Annotated in this window: 8 protein-coding genes and 1 pseudogene; 3 read left to right on the top strand and 6 right to left on the bottom strand. The window is 63.6% G+C overall.

What is annotated here, in order from left to right:
* Window positions 1–177: 177 nt before the first annotated feature.
* The 4 genes from A5636_RS16870 to mycP form a co-directional block, all read right to left on the bottom strand.
* The gene (locus tag A5636_RS16870) at window positions 178–525 is read right to left on the bottom strand and encodes a YbaB/EbfC family nucleoid-associated protein (RefSeq protein ID WP_065159786.1); all 348 of its coding nucleotides are present in this window, start codon (window positions 523–525) and stop codon (window positions 178–180) included.
* Window positions 522–1,922 (bottom strand): PPE domain-containing protein, encoded by a 1,401-nt coding sequence (locus tag A5636_RS16875; protein WP_065159787.1) that lies wholly within the window; start codon window positions 1,920–1,922, stop codon window positions 522–524. Before A5636_RS16875 ends, A5636_RS16870 begins: the two co-directional genes overlap by 4 nt.
* Window positions 1,923–2,001: 79 nt before the next feature.
* Window positions 2,002–3,390: a type VII secretion protein EccE gene (gene eccE, locus A5636_RS16880; protein WP_065159788.1), complete on the bottom strand. Its 1,389-nt coding sequence runs from the start codon at window positions 3,388–3,390 to the stop codon at window positions 2,002–2,004.
* Window positions 3,387–4,727 carry a type VII secretion-associated serine protease mycosin gene (mycP, locus tag A5636_RS16885; RefSeq protein ID WP_065159789.1) on the bottom strand — a complete coding sequence of 447 codons (1,341 nt, stop codon included), beginning with the start codon at window positions 4,725–4,727 and terminating at the stop codon, window positions 3,387–3,389. The genes eccE and mycP overlap by 4 nt, the downstream gene beginning before the upstream one ends.
* Window positions 4,728–5,009: 282 nt before the next feature.
* Here mycP and A5636_RS27915 point away from each other — a divergent pair.
* Window positions 5,010–5,078: pseudogene (locus A5636_RS27915) on the top strand (hypothetical protein); the annotation flags it as partial.
* Between the two features lie 144 nt (window positions 5,079–5,222).
* Here A5636_RS27915 and A5636_RS16890 read toward each other — a convergent pair.
* Complete coding sequence (locus tag A5636_RS16890; RefSeq protein WP_253900612.1) at window positions 5,223–8,228, bottom strand: protein kinase domain-containing protein; 3,006 nt, start codon at window positions 8,226–8,228, stop codon at window positions 5,223–5,225.
* 385 nt (window positions 8,229–8,613) lie between these two features.
* Complete coding sequence (locus A5636_RS16895; protein ID WP_065159790.1) at window positions 8,614–9,549, bottom strand: pyridoxamine 5'-phosphate oxidase family protein; 936 nt, start codon at window positions 9,547–9,549, stop codon at window positions 8,614–8,616.
* A gap of 707 nt (window positions 9,550–10,256) precedes the next feature.
* Between A5636_RS16895 and A5636_RS16900 the strand changes: the two genes are divergently transcribed.
* Entirely contained in the window at window positions 10,257–19,868 is a 9,612-nt protein-coding gene (locus A5636_RS16900) for a non-ribosomal peptide synthetase (RefSeq protein ID WP_065159791.1), read from the top strand.
* A complete protein-coding gene (locus tag A5636_RS16905; protein WP_155763859.1) occupies window positions 19,865–20,602 on the top strand; it encodes a thioesterase II family protein in 738 nt (245 codons plus the stop codon). Before A5636_RS16900 ends, A5636_RS16905 begins: the two co-directional genes overlap by 4 nt.
* Window positions 20,603–21,007: the final 405 nt, after the last annotated feature.

The following is a 21,007-nucleotide window of genomic DNA, read 5'->3' on the forward strand; positions in this document are numbered from 1 at the left end:
CCACTCTCGGGCCGGCCCCGGCCAACCCGGGTCCGCTGAGTGTTATCGGACGTCATGGTTATCAAGCCTAACTGAGGTTATTGCCTGGTAGGTGCGGCAATTTCGCGATCTCGACGATGCCGCGGGCACCGCAAATGACGGCGTTGTACCGCCGAAAGTTCAATAGCAACAAAGTTTTTAGGCAAATCCCGGATTGGCCGCTTTGGTCATCGCTTCGAGCGCCGCGGTGAGTTGTTCGCCGGCGGCCGAGTTGTACTGGGTCGCCGACGCCTGTGCGTTCTGCAGGGCCTCGTTGACCCGCGCGCCCACGACTTCTGCACCCACTTCACGGATCAGGCCATCGTTGATGCGCACACCGGTCAACCACTGGTGTCCGTTGATCGTCACTTCGACAGTCTCGGATTCGTCTGTGCCACGGAAGTTTCCGTTGTTCATCTGGTTGAGCGTGCCTTCGAGGGCAGACTGGAATCGCGCCGCCAACGCCAGCGCCGCCGCGACATGCGGATCCAATTCCGAGTTGGTCACTTCGACTCCTTCATGTCTTGCCGGCGGCGCTGACCGATAACAGCTTCGGTCCACGCCCTGTCCTCGGTGTACAGCGCCTCGTCATCCTGTTGGGAGCCTTTGGATTTGGAGCCTCCGCCGCCCTGGCCGTGAGCGCCCATCGGCATGCCCATACCGCCGCCGGCCATCCCGCCAGCGCGCGCGGCGCCCGCAGCGCCCATCCCGGCGATGTCGCCGGCCCCCGCGGGTCGCATCGACTGACCGTCGAGGCCGGGACCGGCACCGGTCGCCGGAGCCAGCGGCATGGCCGGCATGCCACCTCCGCCACCGCCGCCACCGCCCAGCGACATCGGCTTGACGCCCAGACCATCCGGCAGGCTCGCGGCCGCATCGCGCCCGGCCGCGGTCAGCTCGGCACCGACGCCGGCCGGCATGCCACCACCGCCGGCTCCGCCGGTGGGCGGCATCATCATCGGGGGCTGCATGCCACTGCCGGATCCGCCGGCCATGCCCGCAACCTGCATCACCTGTGTGGGGATCAGCCCCGGAGTCTGCGGCGGTGGCGGCGGATCGATCTTGATCGCCTTGGGCGGCTTTTCCAGCTTGAACGCTTTGATCTGAGTCGAGGCCTTGGTGTTGTAATCGTTCATCACTTCCTCGGACCTCTTCTGGTAATCGGCGTACATCTTGATGGCGTCTTTATTGCCCTCCTGAGCCGACTCCCTGACCAGCGCGATCGCCGCCGACGACGGGTGCGCCTGTCTGGCCCGAACCTGCAGCTGCGCCAGATAATCTGCCTGCTGCGCCAAGGCGGTGGCATTCGCCGCCATGTAGTCGATCCAAATCCGTTGATCGTCCAGTGATTTCTCGCAGGCTTCGGCGGCGTCGCCTTCCCAATTCTTGAAAATACGGAAGCGCTTGATGTCGCCTTGCATCGCGAAGCTCAGCTTGTGCCAACCCTCGGCCATTCTGCTGAGAGATCCTCCCTGATCTCCGGCCTCGAGTTTTTTTGCCGTAGCTTCCATATCCGCATAACCGTCGTCGCCTGCCACGGCTACTTGCGGTGTGTCCTGAAGTCCGGCCGACTCGTCACCGCCCACGCCGCCGGCCGACTCGCCGGCCACCTCGCCGCCGTCGTTGTCCAGCGCGGCCGCACCCTCTTCGTCGACATCCCCGTAGGCCCTCGCCGCGTTACGCAGTGAAGTCGCCAAGCGCGTCCGTTCACGGGCGCCCACCTCGAGGAACATTTGCATGTTCTCGGCGTTCAGTTTGATCTGCTCGGTCGCGTTGATGGCGGTGGTGATCCCACTGGGCGCCACAGGCACATCGGTGGGCGGCGTCGCCATCGGCGCCTCGACCTCGGTGGCCCGCGAAAGAATCTCTTGCTGATCGACCTTCACGGATTGCGGCTGAGTCATATCGGATCGTCCTCCTTATGCTCTAACCATTATCGTCGCTGGAGTAGGCGGTTCCTGCAGCAAAATTCTTGGATAACGCTTACTTGGGTAACGCCAGCTGAAAGCGGCTTTCTTCGGGAGGCAAAATCCGGCGGATCGGCAATTCGCGGTGCCGGGGCGTGCCGATCAAGTTGTGCCGCAGGATGACTTTGTCGACACCGGCATGCGGACCCAGATAAGTCGTCGCGTTCGGCCACGCCACCTTGGCCGCCGGCCCCACCTGCGCGCCGATCAATCGGGCGAACTCTTCGAAGTGCGGCCCCACGGTCACGACGCCCCCCGCTGCCGCCGAACGCACCACGAACTGGGCGAACGTCTGAGCATCACCCAAATTGAGGCTGGCGTCGACATCGTCGAAAGGCATGTACACCCGACACCGGTTGACGGTCTCACCCACCAGCACACCGGCCGAGCCGATCGGGAGCTGGCAGTGCCGGTTGGCGACGAGGTTCTGTCCGGTCAGGGCGGGTCGCTGCCCACCGAACAGCCGCGAGAATCCGCGCGGCGTCTTGGGTTTGCCCGCAGTGGTCAGCAACACGGTGGTCTGCGGCGGCTGACCCGGCGCGATCCGGACCCGTGTGATGGTGTGGTCGGCACGCGCCGACCACCACATGTCGGGACCGCCCGGGGCAGTGTAGGCCGCGGTGTAGGAGTCGCGACCCTTGATCATCGACCACTTTTCGCGAACGAAGCCGATATCGGTGGCGTGGTCGTAGTCGTCGAAACTGCGCCCACACACCGCGTCGACACCGTGGCTGGCCAGGTTGTCGGCGATCCGCGTGGCCGAGGCAACCAGGTAGCGGGCCATGCCCGCCACACCTTCGTCGCGGCGCTGCGCCGACTTCCGGGTTCGTTCGGGATCGGCGCGCAGCATGATCCAGGTCCGACGGTTGGCCGGGGCCGGGTCGGCGCCGATCATCTGCTGGTACACATTCACCACATCCGGCACCGCGGTCTTGCCCACTCGGAAGCCCGCCGACACCACGTCGGCCTCCAGATCGGGGCAGTGCACCGAAAGCAGTTCCTGCAGTAGCCGCGTGTCCAGCACGTCGTCGGTGTGGGCTTGTCCGTCGACGATGACGGTCGGGGTGAACGGTCGCGGCTTGAGTTCGATGACGGCAATCAGGACGCTGCGCCGCCAGCGCACCGCCACGTGATCACCCGGCTTCACCGTGGCGCCGACTTCCGGCTCAGACGGAACGTCGGGTGGCTTGCGGTGCCGCCGCAGCCACGCGAATACCGTTGCCACCCAACCGGTTATCCGACGCCCGAAGAAGGTGACGAAGGCGATGATGGCACCGAGCAGCACGATCGCCAGGCCTGCCCACCAGTAGCGGGTGTGCAGGAACGCCAGGATGGCCGCCGGTGCCAGCACCGCCAGGATCAAGGTGTGTCCGGTGCTGAACTTCAACCGGATCGGACTGCTCATCGGCGCCTCAGCGCCCGCGCGCTCAGGGCGCCCAGCCCCAGCGCGATCAACAGTCCGCCGACCGCCAGGGCCACCGCCGTAATCGGCCGGCGATCCGGTGCGGGCGCCATGACCGGCGGCGGCATCCGTCGGACGGTGTAGGGAATGGTCGCCGGTCCAGGAGCGATGTCCCACGTCAAAGCCGCGACGGCGTTGACGACGCCTTCGCCGACGAGGTTGTCGGTGCCGCCGCCCGGGTGCCGCGCAGTGGACCGGATCCGGTTCATCACCTGCGCCGGGGTGAGGTCGGGGAACCGTTGGCGGACCAGGGCCGCAAGACCGGACACGTAGGCAGCGGCGAACGAGGTGCCGGCGATTGGAACCGGACCTTCCTTGCCCTGCAGTGCGTTCACCGGCTCACCGCGGTCACCGAGGCTTTCAATGTTCTCAGCGGGTGCCGCGACATTTACCCATGGGCCGTGCATGGAGAACGAGCTGGGCACACCGGTCTGGCCGATGCCGCCCACGGTGATCACCATGTCCCCGTACCACGCCGGGGTTGCGATGGTCTGCACCTTGTTCCAGCCACGGCGATCGGACGGGTTGGCCGCGTCGGGCAGCGGATTCTGCGCGCAGTCGCCGCCAGTGTTTCCGGCGGCGACGATGACCACCGCGTTCTTTGCATTGACTGCGTAGTCGATGGCCGCGCCCAGGCTCGCCTCGTCGATCGGCCTGGTCACCTTGTAACAGGCCGCCTCGCTGATGTTGATCACGCCGGCGCCGAGGTTGGCGGCGTGCACCACGGCCCGGGCCAGGCTCCGAATCGACCCGGCTGCCGGTGTGGCATTGGGGTCGTTCGGATTGGGCTGAGAGCCGACGGGTTCGAATGCTTCCGATGTCTGACGAAGCGACAGCAGGCGCGCGTCGGGCGCGACGCCGACATACCCGTCGGTGGGCGCGGGCCGGCCGCCGATGATGGCCGCGGTGAGGGTGCCGTGGGCGTCGCAGTCGGACAGCCCGTTGCCGGCTTGGTCCACGAAGTCGCCGCCCGGTTCGGCGGGCACACGCGGTGACGCGTCGACTCCGGTGTCGATGACGGCGACCGTCACTCCGGCGCCGGTGGCGAATTTGTGCGCTTCGGTGACCCCGATGTAGGAGTTGCTCCACGGCGGGTCATGAAAGCTCGAATCCGGTAGAACCGTGGGCGCAGAGCATTGGACCCGTTGCTCGGTGGGCTGGTCGGGGCCAGTGACATCCGGTGGAAGCGCTCCGGGATCGATGGGAGGCGGTGTGATTGCCAGTGCGGGCGGCGCGGTCAGCACGGCTACCGCCAGCATCATCAGCAAGATCCGGTGCACCCCGGAATCACTCCGTTCATTGAGTTAGTGCGGCGTGTCAACCCTGCGAGCAGTTTAGACGTAACAGGTGCGTAAACGGCGCCATTCGCGGAGTGTGTGCGGCGTGCTTTCGGGGGCACCGGTGTCCAGGCGATGCGGACCTGCGCGGGCATTTTCAACCCGCTTACAAACGCGACGCCCACGGTACCCACAGGATGCTCAGCGGGGGCAAAGCCCAATCAGCACAGAGCTTTCTGTCGGTTTTGCTGGGGCCCTCCTGCTGGCGGTGATCCGCTGCGCACGCTGCAGGCCATGGAGGTGATCGAAGAAGTCGAGAAGACACGCCGCGGTCTCTACGGCGGCGTGGTCGGTACCTCGACGCCGCTGAAACGCTGGCTACGTGGGTGAGAACTGAACTGTCCCAGGCGTTTTGATTCAGGATGGGTCGGTGTCGCCTGGGCTGGAATCACCAGCTGCCGATGCGGGAGGAAATATTCAGCCCTGGGGCACGTGCTTCTACGTCTCCTGCAATGCGAAGGCGGTTGCCTCGTCGAAGTTCAGCGAGTCACCCTCCATTGAGGCGCTTTCGAATTCGCTAGCCGATAGCTGCTGGCGTGCTTGACGTTCGCATTGCTCGTGGAACAGTCCCGCAAAAGCGATGGTGGTGGTACCCATACCGCAAGCGCGGCTGACCGCCGCCGACGCGGCCAACAAAACCACGGCACGTCGCGGATTGTGATTTGCGGCTGCAACCCACGCCAACCCTTCCAGGAACTGGGCACCGGTCCAGTACGCGTCGGTCAACCGGCACAACCGCAGGCCTTCGATGAGCACGCGCTCGGCGGTCTGCACGTCGCCCAGAGCCAGGCGGCTGATCCCGACAGCGCCCAGCACGTATGACCGGTTCACCGCTTCGTGAACCGGCTCTGCCAGTGCAAGCGCCTTCTCCGCCCAATCGAGGGCGCGTTGGGCGTCACCAGCAACGGAGAACCGCCACGACATCATCATCATGGCGAGGGTCTGGACCTGGAAGTCGTCAGTGATGGCCATCGCGTATTCGAAAAGGGTTTGCGCTTGCTCGATTTCCCCGCGCAGCAGGGCGCCGAACCCCTCGGCGCAATCAACGAAGCCCTCTGCCACGGGGTAAGGCATCACGGCGAGGAGTGCGCGGGCCTGCATACTGCACGTTGCCGCGGTCGACCACTCCGCCTGGAAATTCGCGACCATCGCAAGGGCGGCAAACGCGTCGATGCGCTGCGGAGTTGCGTCGGAGGGCGTGGCACTCAATGCCAGCTCCAACCATCGACGTTCTTCTTGGAGCATCCCGGTGGCTGCCCAGACGTGGCGCATGGCGGTCGCCATCTCCAGCACCTCCGACGGAGCATTCCCCACCGCGAATTGCAGAGCTTCTTGCAGATTGGTCATCTCTCGCCGGATTCGGTGGATCCAGCGGACTTGGTGCTTGCTGAAGAACTCGGCCTTTGCTTGGGCCAGCAGTTTTTGGTACCAGTCCAAGTGATTCTTTTGTAACCGCTGGTATTCCTCGGAGGTACTGATACGGGCTTGCCCGTACTCGCGCAGCGTGGCCAGCAATTTAAAGCGGACCACCCCGTCGACTTCCTGGCGGATGAGGATCGACTTGTCCACCAACGCGCATAGTTCATCCAGCAGATCTTCGGACGACATGTTGTGGGCGCAGATCTCTCGCGCGGCATCCAGTTCGAAGCTCCCGGCGAACACCGAAAGCCGGGCCCACAGTAGTTGTTCTTGCGGCGTGCACCGGTCATAGCTCCATCCGATGCACATACTCAACGTCTGCTGGCGGGCGGGTGCGCCGCGCCTGCCGCGGGTGAGCAGCTTCAAGCGGTCTGAGAGGCGATCGGCGATATGTTCGACCGCCATGACCCGCAATCGTGCCGCGGCGAGCTCGATCGCCAGGGGCAGGCCGTCGAGTTGGGCACAGATCTGTACGACCGCTGCGGCATTGTGCTGGGTGAGCGTGAAGCGCGGCGCGGCGGCGCGGGCACGCTCGACGAACAACGTCACCGCGTCATATCGGGCCAGCTTGCTGCGGTTGGGCACCGAGTCAGCTTCCGGGTAGGACAGTGGAGCCAGCGGCAGGACGGCTTCGCCGGCGATGCCCAAAACCTCGCGGCTGGTCGCCAGAATCCGCAGTCGTGGGCAACCCTCCAGGAGGTTTTCAATGAGCTGTGCCGCAGCGTCAATGACCTGTTCGCAGTTGTCGAACACCACCAGCGCCGCACGATCGGCGAAGTTCTCCACCATCACATCGACCAACGGTGTGGCCGCTCGGTTATGGATGCCCAGGGCGGCTGCGGCGACGCCGGGGAGCAGCGCCCCGTCGCTGAGGTCGCCGAATTCCACCAGCCATACGCCGTCGTCGAATAACGGCACCTGCTCGCGGGCGGCCTGCAGGGCAAGGGTGGTCTTGCCGACTCCGCCAGTTCCGGCGAGGGTCACCAGCCGCGACGTCGAAAGTAGGCCGCCTAGTTCACCAAGCTCGGCTTGGCGCCCAACGAAACCGGCCAACGGCGCGGGAAGATTGCCTCGGCTTCGACGCGCCGACGGCTGTGCTGCCGAGCGGGCACCAGTCCGGGCCGGCCGCGCGGTGCCGCGCAATGCCATCTCATCCGCGGGCAGCCCCAGATAAGTCTGCAGGTCTTGCAGCGCTTCACCGAATTCGGCCGCCGACGGCCGATTCTGCGGGTTCGTAGCAAGCGCCGTGTGGATGACCGCCGCCACGTCAGCGTCCGCGTCGATGTCCAAGTCGGTCAGCCTGGGTACCGGTTCGGTGGTGATGCGCATCAGTTGGGCGACAACGGATTCGCCGCTTCGACGGGCGTACGGGTCGCGGCCACTCAGCGCGCAATACAGGGTCGCGCCCAAACCGTAGACGTCGGAGGCCGGATCAGGGGGCTCGCCCTGGATCAACTCGGGGGCGGTGAATCCCGGTGAGCCGGTGAAGACGCCCGACTCGGTCTTGAAGGCACCCGACATATGTGCGATGCCGAAGTCCGTCAGGGCTGGTTCGCCGTAGTCGGTGACCATTACGTTGGCGGGTTTTACATCGCGGTGCACGATCTGCAACCGGTGCGCCGACTCCAATGCTCCGGCGATCTTGACGCCGACTCGCAGCGTGTCTTCTGCCGATAACCGGCCCAACCGGTCGATTTCGGTCTGCAGGCAATCGTGGCGGTAGAACGGCATGACCAAATACGGGTAACCGTCGTAGGTTTCGCCGACTTGGAGCACCGCGGCAATGTTGGGGTGGCCCGTCAATTTGGCCATCGCCCGTTGCTCGCGCTCAAACCGGGGACGGTTCTCGTCAAGGTCAATGGTCAAGATTTTCACCGCCACCAGGCGATCCAACTCGACCTGCGTACAGCGGTAGACCACACCGAAACCACCTCGGCCGATCTGTACCGCGTCCTCAAAACCGTCCGCGCTCAGTTGCTTGACAATCGGATTACCCATGTCACGCGTCACCACGTGAGCGTTCATGATCGGGAGTCATTCATCGTGGCGACACTCAACAACGCGCTATCCACAATTGCTGCCGCCGTCTGGGCCAAATAACACAAGCTGTGAATCGAATGCCGCAGTGCCTCCTCCGAGCTTTTGGCACCGTCCAGGAACCATCGAATGTTCGGCCTCCGCGTTGCAATGAGGATGATTGCGCGACAACCACTTCCAAATGCGTGACGCAATTGCAGCCTAGGTTACCGATCGCAACGGCTCAAGGGATTTCGAAGATCCCGTCGCCAATCCATACAAATTGCTTCTGACGCGCGACAGGCCCCTCAAACACCAAGCCGAGGGGTCGCGCTAGCCGGACCGGGCGAACACCGGCATCACAGCGCGTGAAACCCGTCCCGTCCGATCTCATTCATCCAGCATTTATTTTATGCGGCGCGCTACGCACCGCCCGCCGGGTAAAGAAGCCCATCGCCAACCGGTACAGCAGCGTTGACGGCGGAATGTAAAAGCCGAAATCAGTGTGCGGGTAGTAGTTGGCGGTGCACCCACTGTCATCGACTTCCAGCCAACCGGTATAAAGCCGCTCATGTTCGCTGGTGGGATGACAACTGAATTCGTGTGCGGTCAGCCCGGCACGTCGGCACCCCGGTGGAAGAATCGCAGCGGCGGCATCGAGTCGCACAGCGCTGCCGTCTCCGCCCGAAGTGCTAACGCTCACCGGCACGACCACAGGCAGCCCGTCATCTCCGACCCAACCGAGAAGCAAATTCTCCAGTTTGCCTGCCGCCTTGGCGACGCGGTCGCAATCGACGCGGGCCGCGGTCCCGCCGGCGGGCGGGCGCTGTGACGATGGCGGAGGACTGAGGGCTTCACCGATGATGGTCGGTTCGCCGCCGGCCCGTAGGTCTGGCCACACAATGATGCGCCGCACCGCTATGTCTACTGACAGGCGCGTGTAGTAGATCCTCAGCCAACGACGCCAGACGGCGTTGGGGAGGGGACCCTCCTTCTCCTTCCAGCGCTCGCCCAAAGTGGCCGGATAGTTCTCGATCGGCTCTCCGATGGTCGCGGTGCCCTGCACGAGGACGTACTGCCTGCTGCTTGCTGTGCTGAAATGCCGGGTGTGAAAGGCCAAGGCCACGTTCGGGTTCCGCCGAGTACGATCCAGCTTTTTGTTGGCGCTCGCCGAGCTGTTGACTCTTGCCGTTCCAGTGCTCCGGTCGTGTGGTCCGAAGTTGGTCATCGGAGTCACCACCACACCTCGCGCGGGGGTGACGGAGGCCATCGCCAACACTTGATCGCCGGCCAGCACTTCCTCGAGTTCTTCAGGCCACTGAACATTCATCCAGAATTCTCCTTCGTCGGGAAGTTCTGCATCGAAACTCTTGGCGCGGAACTTCTATCGACCATCCCGTCGAGAAGGACCCGGACGCGTTTCTCACTGTGCTTGCAAGTTCGAGGCGTGGCGGCGAAAGCCACGCAAACAGTAGCAGCCGGAACCGACCGTCGCTAGGTAGTCGGCTAAGAAGTATTCGTCCAGCGGATGCACGCTCTCCTAATAACCTTGAGAGCTGCGTTCGAACTCGCGGAGTTTTCTGGATCGGCTTCTCAGAGCTCCGCAGACAGTCGTTAGGCGCCCATTCCAGCGCTCCGACGGTCCCGATGCCCAGCCCCAGCGGTCACCCGTGGTATGCGGCACAACCCGGTGAACTGGGTTTATGCGCAATCATGTCTGAAAAACGGCGTCACCGGGCAGGGATGCGCCCCGGAAGTCGCGCAGACGCGGTGAGCCCGATCCGACTTAGAACCAGTGATCACCGCCCACCCAACCGGACCGTAGCGGCGTGTTTAACCAGCGCACGCCTAGTGCCGTGATTAGGGATTACCTGACTAGTGCATGCCATGCTGCGTCACGATGTCACGATTCATACTCAATACAAATACATCGCTGAACCATTTTGCAGTTGCTCGCAAGCCAAGGGCCTAAACTACTGCGCGAAGTAGCACATGATCGAGCGCGGCATTTGATGGCGGCCACGGGTTGGCCAGGACATGCGAGCTGAGGTAGGTCTCATTACAACTGAATCCACCAGAAAACCTGTCCCAGGAGATGGCGCTTCCCCGGTGAATAGCCGCTTGGACGCGGCGGGTGGGGGCGAAGTCCCCATCGGGCCCCTCGGCGAGCTTGACGATGGACAGAGTTTTTGGCGTGTCTCGACCTCGCCGCAGCGTTCAACGATTGATCTCGAAGGATTCCTGCCGGTAGTCGAGCGGATTGCTGGCACCGATGTCGGCCGTGCCGCGGCTTTGACGGTCCATCACGCTGCGGTGCAGTCCGTCCTGTTGTATGGGCGGGAAGCGTTGCGACAGCGGTATTTAGATGAACTGTTGTCGGGCAGTACGGTCGGAACCCTCGCCATCACCGAGTCTGATGTCTCGAGCTCTAATCCGCGGTTACTCGCGAGCACGGCGACCCGGGACGGGGACGACTGGGTGATCCATGCCGTGAAGTCATGTATCACCGGCGCCGAGTGGGCCGGACTGTTTGTGGTCCTAGTCCCGTTCAGCACAGACGAAGGCGCCGCGCTGACCACGGTGGTGGTACCGGCAGACAGTCCGGGTGTGAGAGTTCTTCAGCGCGAGGACACCCTCGGTCTCCAGTCGGTGCCGGTTTCGGCGATCCGCTTCGACGCCGTCCGGGTGGCGCCATGGCAGATTCTCGGTGAGATCGGTGACGGCCTGGATGTCGTCGGAACGGGTCTGCGCGTTGGGCGGATCTGTACCGGAGCGATCTCACTGGGCGTGATGAAGCGCTGCATGCAAATCATGTACCGCTTTGCCTCCCGGCGCGAGGTTGCCACCGGCCGCCTCCTCGCCGATCCCGAGGTAGTGCGAAGATTATCGCGCATCACGTCAGAGATCACGGCCGTCGACGCGTTGCTGAGCGATGTCGCGGCCGATCCCGATGCGCCGCAAGATATTTCGTTGGCGCTGAAGGTCGCGTCCTCGGAATTTGCGTTCCGGGCCGCGGACGACGCCGTGCAAATGCTGGGCTGGCGTGGCTACGTCGAAGGCAACCAGGTCTCTTCATTGATGCGCGACGCGCGCTTCTTGCGTATCGGAGAGGGTCCCTCCGAGGCGCTGCTGACCGAGCTGGGCGCAAGACTCGCAGCCCGTTCCGACACCGTTTATACGTGGATTGCCGAACGCACTCCGGACGAGGACTTGGCCAGCAGACTACGGGCCTCAGCGCAGGAGCTGGTTCAGGATAATTCGGTCAACGCCTTCTACAATCTCGGCTGGTTCTGCATCTGGGCGATCTTCGAGGCGGCCGTCGGGCCGGGGTCTGCGGCGATGACATTCATCGAAAGCGCCTGGCACAGCGAAAGGGTTCGTGCGGCAACCTCTTTGAGGTTGGAAGAAGGTTTCGATCAGGTACTTCCCACCTATGCCGAAACGGTCGGAACGCTGGACGAGATGCTGGCCGAGAGAGGCACGGCCCCCGACGCGATCCTGCGGCCGCGCAATCGACCGAACGGCCCCGGCCTGCCGATCATCGGGCCGGAGCGCCCGGGATATCGCCAGACAGTTCATGGTCTCGTCTTTTCGCAGATCGAGCGTGCACCTGATGCCGTGGCGCTCGAATGTGAAGGGCCAGTGCGAATTACCTACGCCGAGCTCGGCAACCATGCCGACGCCCTCGCCGGTCGCCTAGCCGAGCTCGGCGTCTTGGGCGGTGACGTTGTCGGTGTCTTCCTGAGCAACACCGTTCACGTCGCCATCGCCTCCCTTGCCGTCCAGCAGGCCGGCGCCGTATTACTCATTCTGAACCCGGCCCACCCGCTCAGTCGGGTGACCGGGATGCTGGCCGACTCGGGTGCCCGGTGCGTGATCGTGGACAACGACACTCGCGGCATCCTCCCCCCAGATGCCCCGGAGTTGATCCAAGTGGACGGCATCGGCGAGGTGGCCCTTTACTCCGCGAACACAGATCCCGATGCCCCGTCGTACCTCAACTTCACGTCCGGCTCCACGGGCCGACCCAAAGGGGTGCTGAATTCGCACTGCTCGTTCGCGAACGAGCTCTTGTGGCGACGCGACGAGTTTGGCCTCGGCGCCGATGACGCGATCCTGCAGAGCGCCTCGCCGGGTTTCGACATCTTCATGTGGGAAATATTCGGGCCGCTCGTCTCGGGCGCCCGCCTGGTTTTCATGAGCCCAGCTCAACGGGAGTGGAACCCGCTGACGATCGTCGAGCACGTGCAACAGTTCGGCATCACGGTGCTGCAGATCGTGCCATCACAACTCGACGTGCTGCTCGACGAGCCCGGATTCAACCAGTGCGGAAGCCTCCGGTACGTGTTCTGCGGTGGCGAGCCGCTATCTCTCGCTTTGGCACGGCGATTCGCCGAAGTGCTGCCGAATACCGAACTGGTGAACCTCTACGGGCCGACAGAGGCGGCGATCGATGCCCTCTATTGGCGCGTCAACCTCGACGACGAAGCGTCCTGGGCTCCGATTGGTCGTCCCATCGCGAATGCCCGGTTATACATTGTCGACGCCGAGGGTGACCTTGCGGTCGAGGGTGAACCGGGCGAGCTGTGGATCGGAGGCGCTGGAGTTGCACTGGGTTACATGGGCGTTCCCGCGCTCACCGCCCAGAAATTCCGTCGAGATGTTCGCACACCGGGTCCAGGTAGCCGGATCTATCGCACCGGTGACCGGGTACGTCAGCGTCCCGATGGGACCGTGGAGTTCCTGGGGCGGATGGACCGGCAATTGAAGGTCAACGGTGTTCGAATCGAACCCGGTGAGATTGAACGTGTCCTGTGTGGGCACCCCGGCGTGCAGCAGGCAGTAGTCGACGTTCGAGACCGCGCGCCCGGTGAGAAGGCGCTCGTCGCCTACCTCGTCGGCGGTATGGACCACGAGACACTCGACTCTGCGTCCGCTCTCGAATACGCCCGTGACAAACTGCCTACCAGCATGGTGCCTGCGGCGATCATCGTGCTCGATTCCCTTCCGCGCACCCCGGCGGGAAAGGTGGATCTTGCTGCGCTGCCGAATATTTCGTTCGATGACATCGGAGCTGGCGCCGGTGTTCTCCCTCCGCGGCTGCTAGTCATCGCCGGAATTTGGGAAGAGATTCTCGGTATACCGATCACCAACCCCGACGCAGATTTCTTCAGCATCGGTGGGCACTCGCTGGCGGCCCTGCGCGTCATCATGCGTCTCCGGGAGCGCACCGGGGTGACGCTGCAGATGCGGGAGTTCGTGGAGGCGTCCACCTTGAACTTGGTTGACGCCTTGGTCGAGGAGAGGCGCGGCCAACGCTCGGCGACCGACGATGTTGCCCTGGCCGGACCCACACCGGTAGACCGCAGCAAACCGTTGCCGTTGTCGCCGGTACAGGCGAATCTTTGGTATTTGCAGCAGCTCGTGCCGACTATGGCGGCGTACAACATTCCGGAGGCGGTCCGAATCCGCGGTCCCGTCGACATTGAACGGCTCGAGGCCGCGTTTAGCGAAGTCGTGGCGCGGCACGAAGCACTGCGGACCATTTTCCCGTCCCGCCAGGGTGAGCCGGTTCAAAGTATTCTGCCCCCGAGGCCGATTCAGGTAGAGCGCGCCGACCTCGGCGATACGCCCCCCGACCGACGTGAGGCGGCCGCCTTAGAGCTGCTTGCGAAGATGTCCGCTCGGCCGTTCGACCTCTTCCGTGAACTGCCCATCCGTGTTCTTCGAGTGAGCCTTGCTGCTGACGACCACTACGTCGCATGGTGCTTGCACCACATCGCGGCGGATGGATGGTCGGCCGCCGGTCTGCTGCCGGTAGAGGTCAGCAACGCCTATGCCGCTCTCGGCGCCGGAGAGTCCCTGCCGCCGTTGGATGTTCAGCCCGTCGATTACGTCGATTGGACAGTCCGTCTGCTGGATGCAGACCGCCGTGCTCAACTGGAAGACTTCTGGCGCGACCACCTGCATGATTCGCCCGCGGAAATCGAACTCCCCCGGGACCTTCCACGGCCCGTCCTCGGCCGGTTCCGCGGCGCGCGGGTGCGGATCTCGCTTTCCGAAGCCGACCGGCAGGCCATACGGACCCTGGCCCGTCAACAGAGCGCGACCACCTACAGTGTGCTGGTCGCGGCATTCATGACATGGATCGCCGGCTATGGCAGGCAGCGTGACATGGTGGTCGGGGGTGTGACCGCCGGCCGCAGCCACCCGAGCGTCGAGGGCAGCATCGGCAACTTCGCCAATATGGTCGCGTTGCGTTGCCGGCTCGGCGATGATCCCGCTTTTGCGGACCTGGTGGTGCGCACCCGCAACGAGATTCGCGAGGTGGTGGACCACGCCGCTTTGTCATTTCCCGAAGTAGTCAACGTGGTGCGACCCGAACGTGTCGGTACCCGGAACCCAATTTTCCAAGCTGCTGTGACGCTGTATGACGGTGACGTCATTCCGCTGCAGATCGAAGAGTCGCACGTGCAGCCCGTCACCATCGACTCTGGATCTGCCAAGTTCGACCTGCTGGCGTCGTTTGTCGACGACGGCGCCAGCCTGAGCGGCTTTCTTGAATACGATTCCGATTTGTTCACCGCGCGCACCGCGCAACGCCTTGGAACCGAATTCACCTCCGCCATCAGAGTTTTGGCTCAAGACCCGGCCTGCACCGTGGAGGAGTATGCCGAGCGCGTCCGTTCGGCGGCGGCCCGGCATGCTGAACCGGCGCCCTTGACCAGGGCTCAGCGCCGGATCTGGTTGCTCGACCGAATGAGCGGCGGAGGCAAAGAACTTTGCTCGCAACGATATTTCGAACTGCGCGGCAACGTCGACGTCAACCGGCTGCGGGCCGCGCTGGACCTTCTGGTCCAACATCATCCAGGGCTTGCCACGATCTTTCCCGAGAAAGAGCGCGGCGTCGTGCAGGTCGTCGGTCGCCCCACACGGGTGCAGATGCACGACCTACGCGACCGTGACGGCGTAATCCGTGAAGAGCTGTGGCGTCGCGTGATTGACGCCGATGCGGGCCAGCCGATCAACATCGCGGTCGATCCACCGTTTCGCGCGCTGATCATCCTGGTCGAGGATGACCGGGTCATCCTGGGGATGAACTACCACCACATCGTCGCCGACTTTTGGTCCGAGGCAACGATGTTCGCAGAGCTATCCGCGCTCTATGCCGATCCACGTCAGCCACGCCGAGACAGCACCAAGATAACGATGGGCGAACTGGCCAGCGCCCAAGTCGCCCGGGCATCGGATCCGGTCGCGAAGGCGAGCTTGGATTATTGGGACCAGACCTTTCGCGGTATCCCGGCCCGGCTCGAGTTGCCCACCGACCGGCCCCCGCTGATCAGGCCGTCCCTGCAGGGCGCCAGAGTCACTACGCGGTTAGCAGATCATGTCCGAGCACAACTCGACGATTTTGCCACCAGGACAGACATAGACCGCTCCACGATCATCCTGGCAATGTGGCAATATCTGCTGCGCCGTTACACCAACCAAGAAACGGTGGTTGTCGGCGTGCCGGTGCCGAATCGGCCGACCGAAATGCCGGTGCCGCCTATCGGGTACTTCTCTGACCTCGTACCGATTCGGGCCGACCTCGCGTCCGGACTAACCCTTCAAGCGCACGCCACTCGCACGGCGGAGCGTTTGTCCGAGGCTTACACCCACACCGACATGTCATTCGATGACCTGGTCGAGCGATTCGGCTCACGCATGCCCAAGGGAGCCCAGCTGATCGAGGTTTCGTTCGTACCGGAAATTCCCGGCGCATGGGGTCCGAACCTGAACGGCTTGCAGGTCAGCCCCGTACCGCATGATCCGGGGCGAGCTCTGTTCAAGCTGGGTCTGAGTCTGGAATCAGACACGTGTGACGTTGGAGGCGAGTTGCAGCTCGTCTTCGACTTCAGCACGGCGTTGTGGGATGCGGAAACCATCGAGCGGATGGGCGCTCACCTGGTGACCTTGTTGGCAGCAGGATTGTCCGAACCGGATGTTCCGTTGGAGCGATTCGCAATGTTGACCGACGCCGAGGCTGCGGAATTGCGGAATGTCGATGCGCGCCAAGCTTATCCACCCGAGCACCCCACACTGCATCGTGCGTTTGCGGCGCAGCTGAAGATGCGCCCCGGCGCGGAGGCCGTGAAGTTTGCCGGGCCCGAACCGGTGAGCCTTACGTTCGCTGAGCTAGACCGCGAGGCGACGGCCTTAGCGGGGTTACTGATGACCAAGGGCGTCGTGCGCGGCGACAAAGTAGCCCTGCTTTTGGAACGCACGGAACGCATACCTATCGCGGTCCTGGCCATTTTGAAGACCGGCTCCGCCTACGTACCAATCGACCCGAGTTGGCCGGCCTCCCGAGTCCAACTCGTCTTGGACGACTGCCGCCCTACGGTGATTGTCACTGAATCTGCCCTGCGACATGTGGTGGCAGAGTGCGAGGCGCCGACTATCGAGATTGATGTGATCAGCGCGGTCAATTCTGCCCTCGACCCCGTACCGGACCTCCCGGACACCGACGTCGATGCCGAAGACACCGCCTACGTGATCTACACATCGGGTTCGACGGGTCGCCCCAAAGGCGTTGCAGTGACCCACCAGAACGTGATGCGGTTGTTCACCGCGACTGACCAGCTCTTCGAGTTCACCAGCGACGATCGGTGGACGATGTTCCACTCGATAGCGTTCGATTTCTCAGTGTGGGAACTGTGGGGAGCGCTGCTGCACGGTGGGTGCGTCGTGGTCGTGCCATACCTGGTGAGCCGCAACCCTGCCGCCTTCCGCGAATTGCTTTCCGCTGAGCGGATAACCGTGCTCAACCAAACGCCATCGGCGTTCCGGTTGGTGCGTGACGCCGACGCGGACGATCCGAGCACCCTGTTCCTCCGCTATGTCATCTTCGGCGGGGAGATGTTGACTTTCGCCGATCTGATCCCCTGGATCAAAGCGCACGGTGATTCGAATCCCGAGCTGATCAACATGTACGGCATCACCGAGACAACAGTGCACGTCACGTTCCGTCGGCTGACGCGGGGGGACATCCTCGGTGCGCACAGCTCCATCATCGGTCGCCCCATACCGGACCTGGAGTGCCTACTCATCGATCCCGAAGGCAACCTGGTGCCCTACGGTGTGCCGGGCGAAATCTGTGTCGGCGGTCCGGGTTTGGCGAAGGGCTACCTGGGGATGCCCGAACTGACCTCACAGCGATTCATTGCGCACCCGTTCCGTTCAGGAGAGCGCCTGTACCGGTCTGGTGACAGCGGTCGACGGTTACTCGATGGCGAGATCGAGTACTTGGGCCGTCTCGACCATCAGGTCCAGCTTCGCGGTTTCCGTATCGAACTCGGCGAGGTCGAGACGGCGGTGCTCGGCCTGGATGACGTAATGGCGTGTTACGCGATGGTGCGCACCGAGGGCGGGGAGCCACACCTGGTTGTGTATGTCGTCACCCGCGGCGGCGAGCAATTGCCGCTTGCGGAGACGCGCCGTGCACTAGCAGCCCGCATCCCCGATTACATGCTGCCGTCGGGGATTGTCACCCTGGAGTCGTTGCCCCTGACCGTCAACGGCAAGATCAATCGTGCAGCCTTGCCGGCTTATTGGACGCCTCCTGCGCCACCCGAGGTAGCTGCAGCAGCTCCCAAGGATGTCGGCCGAGACGCCCCGATGCGAATCGATGTGAATGACACGATCCGCATCGACCGCAACGCCACGATTAGGCTCGTCCGCAAATCGACCGCGGACATCGGTCCGGTAGTCGACCAGATCTGCAGCGTTTTCGCCGACGTTCTGCAACTGGCCTCGGTCGCTGCGGAGGACAATTTCTTCGACATCGGTGGCGATTCCATGCGAGCGGTGCAGCTCTCAGCCAAGGCCAAGGCGCTCGGCCTGCAGGTGTCCGTACAAGACCTCTTCCGGCTGCAGACCCCCGCCGAACTTGCGGCGGGACTGGTGCCGACTGAAACGCCTCGCGAAACACTCAAGGTCGCACGAGCCACGCGACAACTGCTGATCCCGGAGGGCTCCGAGGGCGCTTTTCCGTCGGATGTGAAGGATGCCTACCCGCTCTCGGCCCTGCAGGCCGGCATGCTCTTCCACAGCCGAGTCGACGGACCCAGCGTCTACCACGATGTAGTCAACTACCTCGTGCAGGCTCCGTGGGACGAAAACGCGTTTCGGTCGGCCCTGTCCGACGTCACCAGAAGACACCAAATCCTGTGCACGACATTCGACTTATCCGCCTATTCGGTGCCCCTGCAGCTAGTGCACGAGCCTGGGTCAATCCCGCTGAAGGTCATCGATGTGTCCGATCGGCCTGAAACCGAACAAGATAACGCGTTGACGGAATGGATGGAGCTCGAAGCACGCCGCCCGATCGAATGGCGGACCCGGACGCCGCTTGATGTGGTGATCCACTTGCGCGGTGATGACCGGTTCGACCTCAGTCTGAGCTTCCACCACGCTCTGCTTGACGGTTGGAGCGTGATGGAATTGCAGCGGGATTTGCTGACAACCTACGACGCATTCCGCTCAACCGGACATCCTCCGGCCCGTGAACCCCTGCAGGCACGCTTCCGCGATTTCATCATGCTCGAGCAGGAAGCGATCGGCAGTCCGTCGCGGTCCTTCTGGCAGCAGCAGTTAAACCACGTGGTGCCAAGTCTTTTTCCGGCCACTCCGTCCGGACCCAGGCGCCTTCGCGTCACTTTCCGCCAACTCCAGAACTCGATCGAGCCGCGCTTGCGTGGGCTCGCGAGGCGGCAGCGAGTATCGATCAAGAGCACGCTGCTGGCCGCCCATATCGTGGTCATGGGTCGACTGGCCGCCAGCGACGATGTCGTCACCGGACTTGTCGTCAATGGCCGCCCCGAGACAGAAGACGCCGCAAGCATTTTGGGCATGTTCCTGAATACGGTTCCGCTACGGGTCAAGCTGAACGCGCCCAATTACCGCGAGCTTGTCGGTGCCATGTTCGCCGCCGAGCATCAGGGACTGCCGCACCGCCGCGTGCCATTGCGTACGATTCAGCGCGACATCGGCGTCGGAAAGCTGTTCGAAACGGCATTCAATTACGTCGAGCTGGATGCCGGCGGGCCTGATGACCCAACACTCGAGAAGTCGTCGGTGTTGCGGCGCAACATCATTGAGCACACGAACCTGCCGCTGGTAACGGTGTTCAGTAGGGAAGCGGGTGCGCTCGGGGTAGGCATTGAGTTCGATCCGCGGATGATCTCCGAGGAAAAAGTCGACTTGATCGTCGACGCGTACGAGGAGGCCATCGGCGCTATCGCCGAAGGAGGGTTGGCGCCGTTGCCCGACTTCGCGGCTGAGACCCAGCTGCAATGCCTCTACGCCGCTCGGCGCGCGGCCCCCGCAAAGGACGGCGACGCACTCGCCGCGGCCCGCGCCCATCTCGGACGAATTTGGGAAAACGTCCTGGGTCGTCCGGTCGGTCCCAACGACAGCCTGCTGGACAGCGGTGGGGATTCCATACAGGCCATGGTCGTCAGTGAGCGGATAGCGATGGCATTCGGCTGCCATCCGCCGCTCGAAGAGCTCCTCCACGGGGCGACGGTGGAGCGGCTCGCGTACTGGCTGGCCGCGCCGCAGTCTGTCAAGGCGGCTCTGCGGCACGAAGAGTCCACCGCTTGAGAGCGGACCCGCCGCCGCTTCGGCTCTTTTGTCTCCCCTTCGCGGCCGGGAGTGCGTCGGTATACGCCGAGTGGTGTCAGTGGTTGCCCCCGTACGTCAAGGTGGTGCCGGTCGACTACCCCGGGCATGGCCGTCGCTTCGGACAGACGCCATTACCCGCTATTGATCAGATCGCCTGGGTTCTTGCCCGGGAGATCGTCGCCGACCTCGATGGACCGTTCGCCTTATTCGGCCACAGCATGGGCGCGCTGGTGGCTTTCGAACTGACACGCGAGCTGCGGCGGCGGCGCGCTCAGCTCCCAATGAAGATCTACGCCTCGGCGAGCCGGCCCCCCGTGAGCTTGCAATTCGGAGCCCGCGGTTCGCATCTGTCGGTGCTGCCCGACCATGAGCTGCGTGGGCGCTTAACCGACCTCGGCGGAACCCCCAAGGAGTTGCTGGACAACGCAGAACTCATGGAACTCCTGCTGCCGATCGTGCGCGCGGACCTGGCCGCCTGCGAGAACTACGTCTACCGTCAGGAACCGCCGTTACCCTGCCCCATCACAGCGCTGGGCGGCGCGGACGACCGCACTTTTGACCAGGCTGAACTTCCTCGCTGGCGGGAAGTGACCGCCGGGTCGTTCGAAGCCGTGACCATGCCCGGCGATCATTTCTTCATCCGCAGCCATTGCGATCAACTGACGAAGTGGCTTGGCACGGATATCCGAAAGATGATTGAAAATCACTTTTGATAGTCAGCGCAAAACCGTGCGGAACGCTACGAAAGTTGTTTCAGCACGTGGATCGGCCCGCGACCCAACTATGCGCAGACCCGATCGGGTCGACGCTCGACCCCAGACACCCCGATGCGATCCAGCGAAACCTCCTGCTGCGGTGGCCAAACCTGCATACATCAGTCTGTCCGCGTCGCGGACCGACACCTTCACCGCACGGACTCGCGGGGACGCAAAGCGGCGCATAGAGGCGGCCGCGCCGCTTGACAGAGTTGTCTACATATCAGCTGGTGGCCGGGGTTCGAACGGCGTGTACCACCACCAGTCGGCGCGTTCGCCGAGGGGTCCGGGGCGGGCGGTACCGTCGTCGTCATGCCGGTGCCCGGCAGGTGACGCCTGGCTGTGCGGGTTGCGGATTTTCGC

Origin of the sequence: Mycobacterium asiaticum, from assembly GCF_001673315.1 — a bacterium.
Classification (GTDB): Bacteria; Actinomycetota; Actinomycetes; order Mycobacteriales; family Mycobacteriaceae; genus Mycobacterium; species Mycobacterium asiaticum_B.